At 66.6% G+C, this 11,950-nt stretch carries 16 protein-coding genes; 11 read left to right on the forward strand and 5 right to left on the reverse strand.

Annotated features, from left to right (window positions below; all coding sequences use genetic code 11):
• The first annotated feature begins 6 nt into the window (after nt 1-6).
• From phnL to ACK4FJ_RS18245, 5 genes are read left to right on the forward strand one after another with little or no spacing between them, the layout of a single operon-like run.
• On the forward strand, nt 7-702 hold the full coding sequence (phnL, locus tag ACK4FJ_RS18225) for a phosphonate C-P lyase system protein PhnL (protein ID WP_409768160.1): 696 nt from the start codon (nt 7-9) through the stop codon (nt 700-702).
• Nucleotides 699-1,847, forward strand: a complete 1,149-nt coding sequence (locus tag ACK4FJ_RS18230) for an alpha-D-ribose 1-methylphosphonate 5-triphosphate diphosphatase (protein ID WP_409768161.1) — start codon at nt 699-701, stop codon at nt 1,845-1,847. The genes phnL and ACK4FJ_RS18230 overlap by 4 nt, the downstream gene beginning before the upstream one ends.
• A 17-nt stretch (nt 1,848-1,864) precedes the next feature.
• The gene (locus ACK4FJ_RS18235) at nt 1,865-2,416 is read left to right on the forward strand and encodes a phosphonate degradation HD-domain oxygenase (RefSeq protein ID WP_409768162.1); all 552 of its coding nucleotides are present in this window, start codon (nt 1,865-1,867) and stop codon (nt 2,414-2,416) included.
• A 4-nt stretch (nt 2,417-2,420) separates the two neighbouring features.
• On the forward strand, nt 2,421-2,975 hold the full coding sequence (phnN, locus tag ACK4FJ_RS18240) for a phosphonate metabolism protein/1,5-bisphosphokinase (PRPP-forming) PhnN (protein WP_409768163.1): 555 nt from the start codon (nt 2,421-2,423) through the stop codon (nt 2,973-2,975).
• Nucleotides 2,976-3,017: 42 nt separating this feature from the next.
• Entirely contained in the window at nt 3,018-3,647 is a 630-nt protein-coding gene (locus ACK4FJ_RS18245) for a LysE family translocator (protein ID WP_409768164.1), read from the forward strand.
• On the opposite strand, the gene ACK4FJ_RS18250 is transcribed toward ACK4FJ_RS18245, so the two are convergent.
• The gene (locus ACK4FJ_RS18250; RefSeq protein ID WP_409768165.1) at nt 3,644-4,339 is read right to left on the reverse strand and encodes a DUF1045 domain-containing protein; all 696 of its coding nucleotides are present in this window, start codon (nt 4,337-4,339) and stop codon (nt 3,644-3,646) included. The two genes, ACK4FJ_RS18245 and ACK4FJ_RS18250, sit on opposite strands and share 4 nt — an antisense overlap.
• A 172-nt stretch (nt 4,340-4,511) precedes the next feature.
• On the opposite strand from ACK4FJ_RS18250, the gene phnC reads away from it, so the two are divergent.
• From phnC to phnE, 3 genes are all read left to right on the forward strand, one after another.
• The gene (gene phnC / locus ACK4FJ_RS18255; protein WP_409768166.1) at nt 4,512-5,396 is read left to right on the forward strand and encodes a phosphonate ABC transporter ATP-binding protein; all 885 of its coding nucleotides are present in this window, start codon (nt 4,512-4,514) and stop codon (nt 5,394-5,396) included.
• 46 nt (nt 5,397-5,442) lie between these two features.
• A complete protein-coding gene (gene phnD, locus ACK4FJ_RS18260) occupies nt 5,443-6,420 on the forward strand; it encodes a phosphonate ABC transporter substrate-binding protein (protein ID WP_409768167.1) in 978 nt (325 codons plus the stop codon).
• Between the two features lie 64 nt (nt 6,421-6,484).
• Nucleotides 6,485-7,297, forward strand: a complete 813-nt coding sequence (gene phnE, locus ACK4FJ_RS18265; protein WP_409768168.1) for a phosphonate ABC transporter, permease protein PhnE — start codon at nt 6,485-6,487, stop codon at nt 7,295-7,297.
• A gap of 17 nt (nt 7,298-7,314) precedes the next feature.
• On the opposite strand, the gene ACK4FJ_RS18270 is transcribed toward phnE, so the two are convergent.
• The 3 genes from ACK4FJ_RS18270 to ACK4FJ_RS18280 form a co-directional block, all read right to left on the reverse strand.
• Nucleotides 7,315-7,509 (reverse strand): hypothetical protein, encoded by a 195-nt coding sequence (locus ACK4FJ_RS18270; protein ID WP_409768169.1) that lies wholly within the window; start codon nt 7,507-7,509, stop codon nt 7,315-7,317.
• A gap of 72 nt (nt 7,510-7,581) precedes the next feature.
• Nucleotides 7,582-8,163 carry a hypothetical protein gene (locus ACK4FJ_RS18275; RefSeq protein WP_409768170.1) on the reverse strand — a complete coding sequence of 194 codons (582 nt, stop codon included), beginning with the start codon at nt 8,161-8,163 and terminating at the stop codon, nt 7,582-7,584.
• A 30-nt stretch (nt 8,164-8,193) separates the two neighbouring features.
• Nucleotides 8,194-8,451, reverse strand: coding sequence for a glycine zipper family protein (locus ACK4FJ_RS18280; RefSeq protein ID WP_409768171.1), 258 nt, complete (start codon nt 8,449-8,451; stop codon nt 8,194-8,196).
• A 444-nt stretch (nt 8,452-8,895) separates the two neighbouring features.
• Here ACK4FJ_RS18280 and ACK4FJ_RS18285 point away from each other — a divergent pair, with 444 nt between their 5' ends.
• Genes ACK4FJ_RS18285 through ACK4FJ_RS18295 form a run of 3 tightly spaced genes read left to right on the forward strand, consistent with a single transcriptional unit; the run spans nt 8,896 to nt 11,447 of the window.
• A complete protein-coding gene (locus tag ACK4FJ_RS18285; protein WP_409768172.1) occupies nt 8,896-9,249 on the forward strand; it encodes a hypothetical protein in 354 nt (117 codons plus the stop codon).
• Entirely contained in the window at nt 9,233-9,958 is a 726-nt protein-coding gene (locus tag ACK4FJ_RS18290) for a response regulator transcription factor (RefSeq protein ID WP_409768173.1), read from the forward strand. Before ACK4FJ_RS18285 ends, ACK4FJ_RS18290 begins: the two co-directional genes overlap by 17 nt.
• Nucleotides 9,951-11,447, forward strand: a complete 1,497-nt coding sequence (locus tag ACK4FJ_RS18295) for an ATP-binding protein (protein ID WP_409768174.1) — start codon at nt 9,951-9,953, stop codon at nt 11,445-11,447. The genes ACK4FJ_RS18290 and ACK4FJ_RS18295 overlap by 8 nt, the downstream gene beginning before the upstream one ends.
• 9 nt (nt 11,448-11,456) lie before the next feature.
• Here ACK4FJ_RS18295 and ACK4FJ_RS18300 read toward each other — a convergent pair.
• Nucleotides 11,457-11,950 (reverse strand): DUF308 domain-containing protein (locus ACK4FJ_RS18300; RefSeq protein WP_409768175.1); only part of this gene is annotated, 494 nt, incomplete at its 5' end.

Raw genomic sequence — 11,950 nt, forward strand, 5'->3', positions numbered from 1 at the left:
GCCGTCATGGACATGATCCGCGTCGAAAACCTCGACAAGACCTTCACCCTGCATCTGCGCGGTGGCGTCGCCCTGCCGGTCCTTCGCGGCACGGACTTGACCGTTGCTGCCGGCGAATGCGTCACACTGCACGGCCCCTCGGGTGCCGGCAAATCCACCCTGCTGCGCTCGATCTACGGCAATTACCGGCCCCAGCAGGGCCGCATCCTGATCCGTCATGACGGCGAGCTGGTGGATATCGTCAGCGCCGCGCCGCGCATGGTGCTGGATATCCGCCGCCGCAGCCTGGGCTATGTGACGCAGTTCCTGCGCGTCATCCCGCGTGTCCCGACGCTGGATATCGTGGCCGAACCGTTGCTGGCGCGCGGCGTGGCTGATGACAAGGCGCGCGAACGGGCCGCCGAACTGCTCACCCGCCTGCAGATCGCCGAGAAGATGTGGGGCCTGCCGCCTTCGACGTTTTCGGGCGGCGAGCAGCAGCGCATCAACATCGCCCGCGGCTTCTGCGCCGATTACCCGATCCTGCTGCTGGACGAGCCGACCGCCTCGCTGGACGAGCAGAATCGCAATATTGTCATAAACCTGATCGATGATGCCCGCCGGCGCGGCACCGCCATCGTCGCCATCGTGCACGATGCGGATACCCGCGCCGCCATCACCACCCGCCTGTTGCCGTTGCAAGCCCATGGAGTTGCGGCATGAGTCCCGAACTGGTCATTACCAACGCGCGTATCGTCGGTCGCGATGCCGAAATTCCTGTCGGCAGCCTGCAGGTGCATGACGGCGTGATCGCCGATATCGATACCGGCCAGCTGCCGGTGGCCGGCGCCGTCGATTTCGGCGGCGATTACCTGCTGCCCGGCCTGGTCGAACTGCATACCGACAACCTGGAAAAGCATTTCGCTCCGCGCCCCGGCGTGCGCTGGCCCGGCAGGCTGGCGGTGATCAGCCACGATGCCCAGATCGCCGCCGCCGGCATCACCACCGTGCTGGATGCCATCGCCGTGGGCGACGTGCGCGACGGTTCGGTGCGCATGGAAATCCTGCGCGACATGATCGCCGCCATCGAGGCAAGCCAGAAGGATGGCATGCTGCGTGCCGAGCATCTGCTTCATCTGCGCTGCGAGGTGTCGTTCGGCTCGCTGATGGACCTGATCGAGCCGATGTCGCATTTGAGCTGGCTCAAGCTGGTTTCGGTGATGGATCACACGCCAGGCCAGCGCCAGTTCGTCAAGCCCGAGAAGTATCGCGAATACTACCAGGGCAAGTTCGGCATGACCGACGAGCAGATGGATGCCTTCATGGCAACGCAGATCGCCGCCGCCCAGGCCCATGGCGCGAAGAACCGCCGCGCCCTGGTCGAGTTGTGCCGCGCGAAAGGTCTGCCGCTGGCCAGTCATGACGATGCCACGCCCGAGCATGTGGCCGAGGCGGCCGATGACGGCATGGTGGTGGCGGAATTCCCCACCACGTTTGAGGCGGCCGAACTGTCGCGGCAGCATGGCATGCATGTGATGATGGGCGGCCCCAATCTTGTGCGCGGCGGCTCGCATTCGGGCAACATCTCGGCGCGCAGCCTGGCCGAACGCGGCCATCTCGACATCATCTCGTCGGACTACGTGCCCAGCAGCATGATCCAGTCGGTCTTCCTGCTGCCCAAGCAGGTGCCGGGCATCGACCTGCCCAAGGCGGTGGCGATGGCGGCGACCAACCCGGCCGAATCGATCGGCCTGACCGACCGCGGCGTGATCGAGCCGGGCAAACGCGCCGACCTGCTGCGCGTCAGCCTGATCGACGATACGCCGGTGGTGCGCGCGGTCTGGCGCGCCGGCCAGCGCGTGATGTAATCTCAAGGGGTATCGCCATGCAGATCGTCGATCAGATCATCACCCTGCTGCAAAAGGCCGGCGCCGAGCGCTACGGCATGGAAGCCGTCAGCCAGCTCGAGCATGCTCTGCAATGCGCCATGCATGCCGAACGCATGGGCTCGACGCCGGAACTGATCACGGCCGCCCTGCTGCATGATATCGGCCATCTGGTCGGCGCGGGCGACGAGGGCCTGGCCGAACAGGGCGTCGATGCGCGCCACGAGGATGTCGCCGCCGAATGGCTGGGTCGCCATTTCCCCGATGCGGTGGTTGAGCCTGTGCGCCTGCATGTGGATGCCAAGCGTTATCTCTGCCAGGCCGAACCCACCTACTGGGCTGGCCTGTCGCCGGCATCGAAAACCAGCCTCGAGGTACAGGGTGGCATCTACAGCGAATCGCAAGCCGCCGGTTTCATGGCGCGGCCCTTTGCGGCCGATGCCGTGAACCTGCGCCGCTGGGACGATGCCGCCAAGTCGCCGCGTCTGAAGACGCCGGATCTGGCGCATTACCGTCCGATCATCGAAGCCGCCCTGAAGCCGGCCGCCTGACCGCATGGGCAGAAGCGGCCGCCTTGTGCTTGTCGTCGGCCCCAGCGGGGTCGGCAAGGACAGCGTGCTGGACGGCGCCCGGGCAGCCCTGAAAGACAATCCCGACGTGGTGTTCCCACGCCGCGTGGTGACGCGCGCGCCGGGCCTGGGCGGCGAGGATTACATCCCGGCTTCCGAGGCGGATTTCGCAGCCATGGCGGCGCGCGGCGACTTCGCGCTGCACTGGCCGGCCCATGGTTTGCATTATGGCATCCCCCAAAGCATCGAGAACGATTTCGCCGCCGGCCGCCAGGTGGTGGTGAATGTCTCGCGCGGCAGCATCGACGAAGCCCGGCGCAAATATCCCGGCCTGCTGGTGATCGGCATCACCGCCTCGCCCGACGTGCTGCGCCGCCGGTTGGAACAGCGCGGCCGCGAAAGCCCCGCCGAAATAGAAGAGCGCCTCGGCCGCGCCGCCGCTTTCACCCTCCAGGGCGACGACGTGGCGATCCTGAATAACGATGGCGCGCTGAAGGATACCGTGCAGGCCTTTCTCGCCCTGCTGCAAAAGCGGCGCTGATCCGGCATACTGGCGGCCATCTTTCGCCGGAGTCGCCGCCCCATGGATATCCTGCTTCCGCTGTTCAGCATCACCGTCGCCATCGCTCTGGGTGCGGCCAGCCCCGGTCCCAGTTTTGTGCTGGTGGCGCGCACGGCGATTGCCGCTGGCCGCCCGGCAGGCCTGGCCGCCGCTTTCGGCATGGGCCTCGGCGGCGCGGTGTTCGCGGGGCTCGCCCTGCTCGGCCTGATCACCCTGCTGGCGCAGGTGGGCTGGCTGTATCTGGGGCTTAAGCTCGCCGGCGGGCTGTATCTGTGCTGGCTGGCCTTCCGGCTGTGGCGCGGCGCGAAACAGCCGTTGACGGTTGCCGCCGATGGTGTTGCCGAACGTGGCATCCTGCGCGCCTTTTCGGTTGGCCTGCTGACCCAGCTTTCCAATCCCAAAACCGCCGTGGTCTATGCCGGCATCTTCGCCGCCCTGATGCCGGCGCAGCCATCATTCTGGCTCGCCGCCCTGCTGGTGCCGGCGGTGTTCATGGTGGAATGCGGCTGGTATGCGCTGGTGGCGGTGGCGTTTTCGGCCGGCCGGCCGCGCGCGCTGTATCTGAATGCCAAGCACTGGATCGACCGTGCCGCCGGCGGCGTGATGGCGTTGCTGGGCATCCGCCTGATCGTCGACGGCGTGCGCGGCTAGCCCGTCAGGCGATAACGTCCGGCGATGCGGAACGGCGCGCCGCTTTCCATCTGCACGAACAGGCAGATTTCATCCACGCTGAATTCCCGGCGCAGCAGCGGCGCGGTCTGCGCGGTCAGATGCGCCAGCACGGCTTCGCGTTCGGCCTCGTTTTCGATCCGGCCGGTCAGCGTGAAATGCAGGCGGAAATCCTCGAACACATAGGGATAGCCCCATTGCGCCAGGTTGGTTTCCTGGCGTTGCGTCAGCCCGGCGCTGCGCCGGCGCGCTAGTTCGGCCTCTGACGGCGGCGCACGGAAGGCATCGAAGGTTTTCACGCAGGCACCGGCCAGCGCGTCGATCTCTGGGCAGGGCTTTGATAGCCGCAGGGCGAGGAAACTGCCCAGGGCCGCCATCTGCAAAACCGGCAGGCGCACGGGGGCGTGCTGGTTCGCGAATTTTTCCAGCGCCACGATCAGCATCGCCTCATCGCAACCGTCCTTCAGGCGGAAGGGCGGCTTCAGTGTGCCGTGGAAACCGTACCGGCGCGGTTCGGCGGTGATCTCGGATATGCGCGCCGCGCTCAGGCCGGCGGCCGGCTGCGCGGCCGGCGACTCGCCGGTCTCCGGGTCCCAGCCCAGCCATCGGGCGGCGAAATCATGCAGCAGGTGATCGGCCGGTGGAGCGGCGTAGATAGCGAAGCGGGGCGCCATGCGGGGTTAAATCCCTAGACAAATCGGCAAAGGGTCTTGTGGGTAAGTTAACGGCCCGTCAAACGGCCGGCGATTTCACCCCGGCGTCGCCGAACCGCAATCGAACTGTCATACGGCGTTGCTATAGCGCCCCCTAGATCGCGACGACACAGACCGCAAAGAGGGGAAGCGCATGCGCGCCGCCATCGAGATTGCCCATCTATCGAAAACCTTCCGGACCGGCAAGCGGGCACTCGACAATATAACCCTCGCCATCCAGCCCGGCGAGATGGTGGCCTTGATCGGCGCCTCGGGTTCGGGCAAGTCCACCCTGCTGCGCCATGTCGCCGGCCTCACCGTGGGCGACCGCGACCCGCATGCCCAGGTGGTGGTGGATGGCCGCATGGTGCAGGCGCAGGGCCGGCTGGGCAAGGGCATCAGCGAGACCCGGGCCGGCATCGGTTTCGTGTTCCAGCAGTTCAACCTGGTCGGCCGCCTGCAGGTGATCACCAACGTGCTGGCCGGCAACCTGGGTCGCATGCCGATCTGGCGCAGCCTGTTCCGCCGCTTCACCGACGAGCAGCGCCGCATCGCCGTCGCAGCGCTGGACCGCGTCGGCATCGCGCCCTGTGCCTTCCAGCGCGCGTCCACGCTGTCGGGCGGCCAGCAGCAGCGCGCCGCCATCGCCCGCGCCCTGGTGCAGCAGGCAAAGATCATCCTGGCCGACGAACCGATCGCCTCGCTCGATCCCGAATCCTCGCGCAAGGTGATGGAAACCCTGGCCGGCATCAACGAGGCCGACGGCGTCACCGTCGTGGTGTCGCTGCACCAGGTGGATTTCGCACTGAAATACTGCCGCCGCGTGATTGCGCTACGCGACGGCAAGGTGATGTTCGATGGCGAGGCCTCGGCCGTCACCACCGCCTTGCTGCGCGGTATCTACGGCAACAACACCGATCTCGATTTCGGCAGCCTCGAGGCCGATGCCCGGCCCGAGCCGGCCGACGACAACGTGGCGCCGGAAGCCCCGGCGGCCGCCAGCCGCGCGGTGCCACGCATGCTGCCGGCGCTGGCCTGAGCAGATTTTCAAGTTCCGCAGTTCCAACCAACCAGGAGAGAAATCCATGCTGCGCCGTACCATGCTGAAAGCCGCCGTCGCGGCCGTTGCGCTTGCCACTGCTGGCGGCGCCCAGGCCGCCGACCTGAAGGAGCTGAATTTCGGCATCATCTCGACCGAGTCGAGCGCCAACCTGAAGACCGTGTGGCAGCCCTTTCTGGCCGATATGGAAAAGCAGCTCGGCATGAAGGTGAACGGTTTCTTCGCGCCTGACTATGCCGGCATCATCGAGGGCATGCGCTTCAACAAGGTGCAGATCGCCTGGTACGGCAATGCCTCGGCCATCCAGGCCGTCGACCGCGCCGATGGCGAGGTCTTCGTGCAGTCGGTTTCGTCCGACGGCTCGCCGGGTTACTGGTCGCTGCTGCTGGTCCACAAGGACAGCCCGATCAATTCCCTGAAGGACCTGCTCGCCGCGCCGGGCAAATACACGCTGGGTAACGGCGACCCGAATTCGACTTCCGGCTTTCTGGTGCCGAGCTATTTCGCCTGGGGCCAGAACAATATCGACATCCGCAAGCATTTCACCCGCGTGGTGACGGCCAACCATGAGACCAACGCGCTGGCCGTGGCCAACAAGCAGGTGGATGTCGCCACCAACAACACCGAGAATATGGATCGCCTGAAGAAGACGGCGCCGGAAAAGCATGCCCAGATCAAGGAAATCTGGAAGTCGCCGCTGATCCCGTCCGATCCGATCGTGTGGCGCAAGGATCTGTCGGACGCCGACAAGAAGAAGATCAAGACCTTCTTCCTGACCTACGGTACCAAGAGCGAGGCGGAGAAGAAGGTTCTGGCCGGTCTGCAATGGGCGCCGTTCAAGGAATCGTCGAACAAGCAGCTGCTGCCGATTCGTCAGCTCGGCCTGTTCCGCGACAAGCTGAAGCTGGAGGCCGATACCAACATGGCCGCCGACGAGAAGGCCAAGAAGCTGGCCGAGATCGAGGCCAAGCTGGCCGATCTCACCAAGCAGATGGGTTCGTAACCCTCATATCGTGCGGCGGAGCGGCCCGTGTCGCTCCGCCGGTTTTCTTGCCGGGGATTGATCCATGTCCGTCAGCACCGCCGTCATCCATGATCATCCGATCCATCCGCCGAAGCCGGGCCTGAAGACCTCGCTCGGGCGCATGCTGGTCTACGCCCTGATCGGCGCGATGATCATCTGGTCCTACCAGGGCGCCGAGATCGCGCCGATGAAGCTGGTCGCCGATGCCGGCAACATGGCGACGTTCCTCGCCGATTTTTTCCCGCCGGATTTCACCGAGTGGCGTTATTACCTCGACGAACTGATCGTCACGTTGCACATCGCTATCTGGGGCACGTTGCTGGCTGTCGTGTTCGCCGTGCCGTTCGGCCTGCTGGCCTCGGCCAATATCACCCCGCCCTGGATCCACCAGCCGGTGCGCCGCCTGATGGATGCCTGCCGCGCCATCAACGAGATGGTCTTCGCCATGCTGTTTGTGGTTGCCGTCGGCCTGGGGCCGTTTGCCGGCGCGCTGGCGCTGTTCGTGCATACCACCGGCATTCTGGCCAAGCTGTTTTCCGAAGCCGTGGAGGCCATCGACCCGCAGCCGGTGGAAGGCATCCGCGCCACCGGTGCCAATGCGCTGGAAGAAATCGTCTACGGCGTGATCCCCCAGGTGATGCCGCTCTGGGTGTCGTATTCGCTCTATCGTTTCGAATCCAACCTGCGCTCGGCCTCGGTGGTCGGCATGGTCGGCGCCGGCGGCATCGGCGTGGTGCTGTGGGAAGTGATCCGCGGCTTCCAGTTCGCCCAGACCTGCGCGGTGATGATCATGATCATCCTGCTGGTCAGCGCGGTCGACGTGATCTCGGCGCGCATCCGCAAAGTGCTGATCTGACGTTTCAGTTGCGCAGATCAGTTGCGCAGGGCCGCCTGCCGGTGCTGCTCGATCTTGTCGGCACGCCAATAGGTGGCCCGACGGCGGCTGTACTGGATCGGCACGACATTGTCGGGGGTGGCGTCGTCGTCCCGACGGTTGGCACCAAAGCGGTCGCGCACCCTGGTCAGGGCTTCCTGGGTGATGCAGAGCAGCAATGTGTTGGTCAGCATGGATGCCTCCCTTGCGATGAGTTGAATACGGCCGGCGTCGTATAATCCTGCGCCGTATAATCCTGCGGCGGCTTAGTCGCCGGCCCGCCACAGGCCGTCAGGCTGGCGACAGGCGGTTCCGTAATTCTGCCGGTCCTCGCCATCGCGGCTGGCGACAGCGCGGTAGTCGCGACAGAACAATCCGTTCCGCTCAAAAGTCGCCAGCGGCGTCAGCGCGAAGGCCAGGCCGTCATGGCCGGCGCCATACCAGCGGATGGTCTGCCGGTCCGGCGCGAATTCCAGCACGCGGCTCACGCAGCCCAGATCGATGGCATCCATGCTGCGGCCCGGCGCGAGGCTGCCGATCTGGGCCGCGATCTGACGCCGCGACATGTCGCGGGCGACCAGGCGGCGGTCGCAGGTGCCGCGGTCGATGCCATAGACCGCAGAATAGACGGCATAGGGTGCGGCGCTTGGCGCCCGCAGCATGCTGCCCTGGCTTGAACCCGCCGCCGGCGCACCTGCCACGGAAGAGTTATGGATCAGCGGATCGGCCATCGCCGCCCCGGATAACACCGAGGCGACGATGGCAGCGGCCAGGCCGAGGGTGGGTCGGCGACCAGGCCACGGCGCGACAGTGGAGGGGGTGCTCCACCGTGGGGTTGAGGCAGGCATGACGCGCCGCTCCGCTAAACCGTGAAACGCTTACTTCTTCTTGCCCTTTTCCGACTCGTGATAGAGCAGGCCGCCGGCCGTGCCGGCCGCGGCGCCGATCAGGGCGCCGGTGACCGTGCTGCCGGTGATGGCGCCGATCACAGCACCGCCCGCTGCGCCAAGGGCGCCGCCGGACAGGGCCCGCTGCTGCTGGTCGTTCATGCCGTTGCAGCCTGCGGCGACCAGGCCGACCAGGGCGAGGGCCGAAAGCCTGGTCGCGATCCGGGGGGTGGTCGTGCGGTTGATCATGACGCTCTCCTCTATTCTTCATGCACGGGACCGCCTGATAATTCTGGCCTGGCAGGTCTGGGGAGGCCGGGAGGCCCGTGCTCGGAGGCAAGGATTGGCAATTCCGAAGTATTCGGCAATGAATATTTGGACCGACCCTGACTTTGTTCTGAGGATCACAAGTATATCTTCATTATGTCACAGGTTTATCGCAGGAATTACTATTGTGTTTACAAGCGCGATGCCTGTAGTTGTCTGAGAGAATTCCGAAATCGCGACTCTGATGGCTTCCCCCCTTCATCCGGCTTGCGTATCGTCCCCGCTATGTCGATTCGCTCCCGCCCGTTTTTTCCAGCCGTGGTTCCGCTTGTCATGCTCGCGCTCGCGCTGACGGCCTGCGACACTTTCATGCCCGCGCGGCAGCCTGCGGCCCCGCCGCCGGCTGCGACTGCGAACGAACCGGGCATGGATTCTGCCGCCCCGCCACCGCCGCTGCCGTTGCCAAGGCCAGCGCGCAAGCTTGCCGTCGGCCAACCCGCCGCCGCTGCCCCGGCGCCGGCCCAGCCGCCTGCCGTCATCGGCATGAACCGCGAGGCGCTGCGGCATCATTTCGGCGAGCCGGTGCAGGAACGCGCCGCGCCGCCGGCCCGCGTGCTGGAATTCGGCCAGGGCGATTGCCGGCTGGCGGTCTATCTGTATCTCGATACGGCGCGGAACGATTTCTACGCCCTGCAATACGAGATGAACGGCGCGGCGCCGACAGGCCCCGCCGCCGACCTCTGTCTGGCAAGGATCGCGCGCGATGCCGAACGCCGCTGAAACCCTGCTGATCGCGATCGTCGACGACGATGCGCTGTTCCGCGATACCGTCTCGGCCAACCTGAGCGAGGCGGGCTATCGCGTCGTCGAATTCGATGGCGGCCAGGCAGCGCTGGACTGGTTCGCGCAGGGCAACCGCGCCGCTGCCATGCTGCTCGACTGGCAGATGCCCGACCTGGACGGTCCGGCCACGCTGGAACAACTGCGCGCTGCCGGCCATGCCCTGCCGGTGATCTTCCTCACCGGCCTGAACCAGCCGATCTTCGAGGAAAAAGGCCTGAAGCTCGGCGCCGTCGATTTTGTCGACAAGGCGAAAAGCTTCGCCATCATCCTGCAGCGCCTGCGCATCGCGCTCGGCGCCAAGATGCCGATTGCCGGCGATGCCGCGATGCCGGTGGGCGGCGGCGGCCTGCTGCTGGACGTGGCCAGCGCGCGCGTAACCTGGAACGGCACCCAGGTCGACCTCACCCATGGCGAGTTCAAGGTGGTGCAGCTGCTGGCGCAGCGGATCGGCCGCGATGTCGGTTATCGCGAGATTTACGACGTGGTGCGCGGCGTGGGTTTCGAGGCCGGGCAGGGGGCGGACGGCTATCGCGCCAATGTGCGCGCCATGGTGAAACGCATCCGGCAGAAATTCCGCGACATCGACGCGGAATTCGACGCCATCGAAACCTATCCCGGTTTCGGCTATCGCTGGCGCCATGCCTGACCAGGGACGCAGGCCGCACCGCATCTGGCGCTCGCTGACTTTCCGCGGCCTCATCGTTCTCGCGCTTTTCGTCGCGCTGCCGGCTTTTCTTTATGTCACCTTCCGCCAGGCCGACCTTGATCGCCAGCACCTGCTGCTGGAAAGCATCCGGGTGAAGGGCCTTACCGTCGGCCGCGTGCTGGAAGAGCGGCTGCAGCGGGCCGACCAGATTCCGCTCTTCCGTCTGGGCGAGGAACTGGCGCGTTTCCAGACCGAGGGCGTCAGCCTGCGCCTGCTGTTCCGCCCGCATGACGGGCCGGCCGATGCGGGTTTTCTCTATGTGTCTTCGGCGCCGGCGGTGATGCCGGCCGATCTGGAATACGAACGCCAGCATCTGGCGGCGGCCGGCGTCCTGGCGCAGCTGGAGGCGACCTGCAGCGGCGACCTGCCGCTGGCCCTGCGGGTGGACCGCGCCGATGGCCAGGCCGAACTGATCACCTCGATCACGCCGGTACGCACGGCACGCGGCTGCTGGGCCCTGGTGATTTCCAGCGACCTCGCGGCACCGGCGGAACAACGTCTGGGCAAACCCTACTGGCAGGCGCCGGAGGTGCAGATCGCGGCGGCGATCTACCTGATCTTCGCCGGCATCGTGCTGCTGATCGCCTTCGACCTGGCCCGTGGCCTGCGGCGTTTCGCTGCCACGGCGCGCGGCGTGGCGGAACGCCGCATCGAGGGGCGTTTTGCCCAGCGCAACCGCATCCCAGAACTGGATGGTGTGGCCCGCGCCTTCGACCGCATGGAAGACGGCCTGCGTTCCACCGCCGGCGAACTGCGCCTGGCGGCGGAGGAAAGCGCCCATGCCTTCAAGACGCCGCTGGGCACGATCCGTCAGGCCATGGTGCCGCTGCGCGGCCGTGTGGCGGCCGAGGATGCGCGCAGCCAGCAGGCCCTGCAGGCCATCGACGACGCACTGGAGCGGCTGGACGGCCTGGTGCGGGCGGCGCGCAATCTCGACGATGCCGTGGCCGACCGGCTCGATCCGCCGCGCGAGCGCGTGGAGCTCGGCGCCCTGATCGAGGATGTGGTCGATGCCCATGCCTCGGATGCGGCCACGCGCAATGTCACGCTGCGCGTGGCGGCCGGTGGCGAGGCCTCGGCGCCGATGGGCGGGCGGCTGATCGCAGCGGCGCTGGACCAGGTGATCGAGAACGCGCTCAGCTATGCGCCGGCGGGCAGCGTGGTGACGGTGACCCTGCATCGCGGCACCAGGCGCGTGCTGATCGTGGTGGCCGATACCGGGCCGGGCGTGGATCCGGCGCTGCTGCCGCATATCTTCCAGCGCCACACGTCGTTCCGCGACGATGGCCGGCACGACGACCGGCTGCCGAATTTCGGCCTCGGCCTGTGGGTGGCCAAGCGCAACATGGAGGCCGTGGGCGGCGCCATCGAGGCGGCGAACCGCCCCGGCGGCGGCTTCATCGTCACGCTCAGCCTGCCGCTCGACTGAGCCGCTGCTCTACAGCACCATGCTGTCCTGCTGGTGCCGGCGCCAGGCGAAGGCCAGCAGGCCGCCGCCCAGCAGCAGCGCGACGATGCCGATCATCCAGGTCGCCGCCACCGCCACGGCGCTGGGGAAAAACAGCAGCAGCAGGCCGATGACGATCAGCAGGATGCCACCCTTGCTGATCGGCCAGTCGGGACCGACCTGGCGGCGCATGCGCAGGCTGCCGGCGATGGCCATGATGCCGAACAGGATGATCCAGGCCGCCAGCAGATAGATCATCAGCGTGACGGCCGCTTCCGGCCACAACACGCAGAGCAGGCCGAGCAGCAGCCCGCTGATGCCGGTGAGCATCTGGAAGCCGCGCGCCGGATCGGCGCTGTCGCGGCGCAGGGCCAGCATCAGGGTGATGGTGCCGTCCACCAGGGCATAGGCGCCGAAGATGATCACCAGCACGGCCAGGCTGATGCCGGGCCAGAAGATCGCGATCAGGCCGAACAGCAGGGCGG

Origin of the sequence: Ferrovibrio sp. (genome assembly GCF_046297595.1) — a bacterium.
Lineage (GTDB): Bacteria > Pseudomonadota > Alphaproteobacteria > Ferrovibrionales > Ferrovibrionaceae > Ferrovibrio.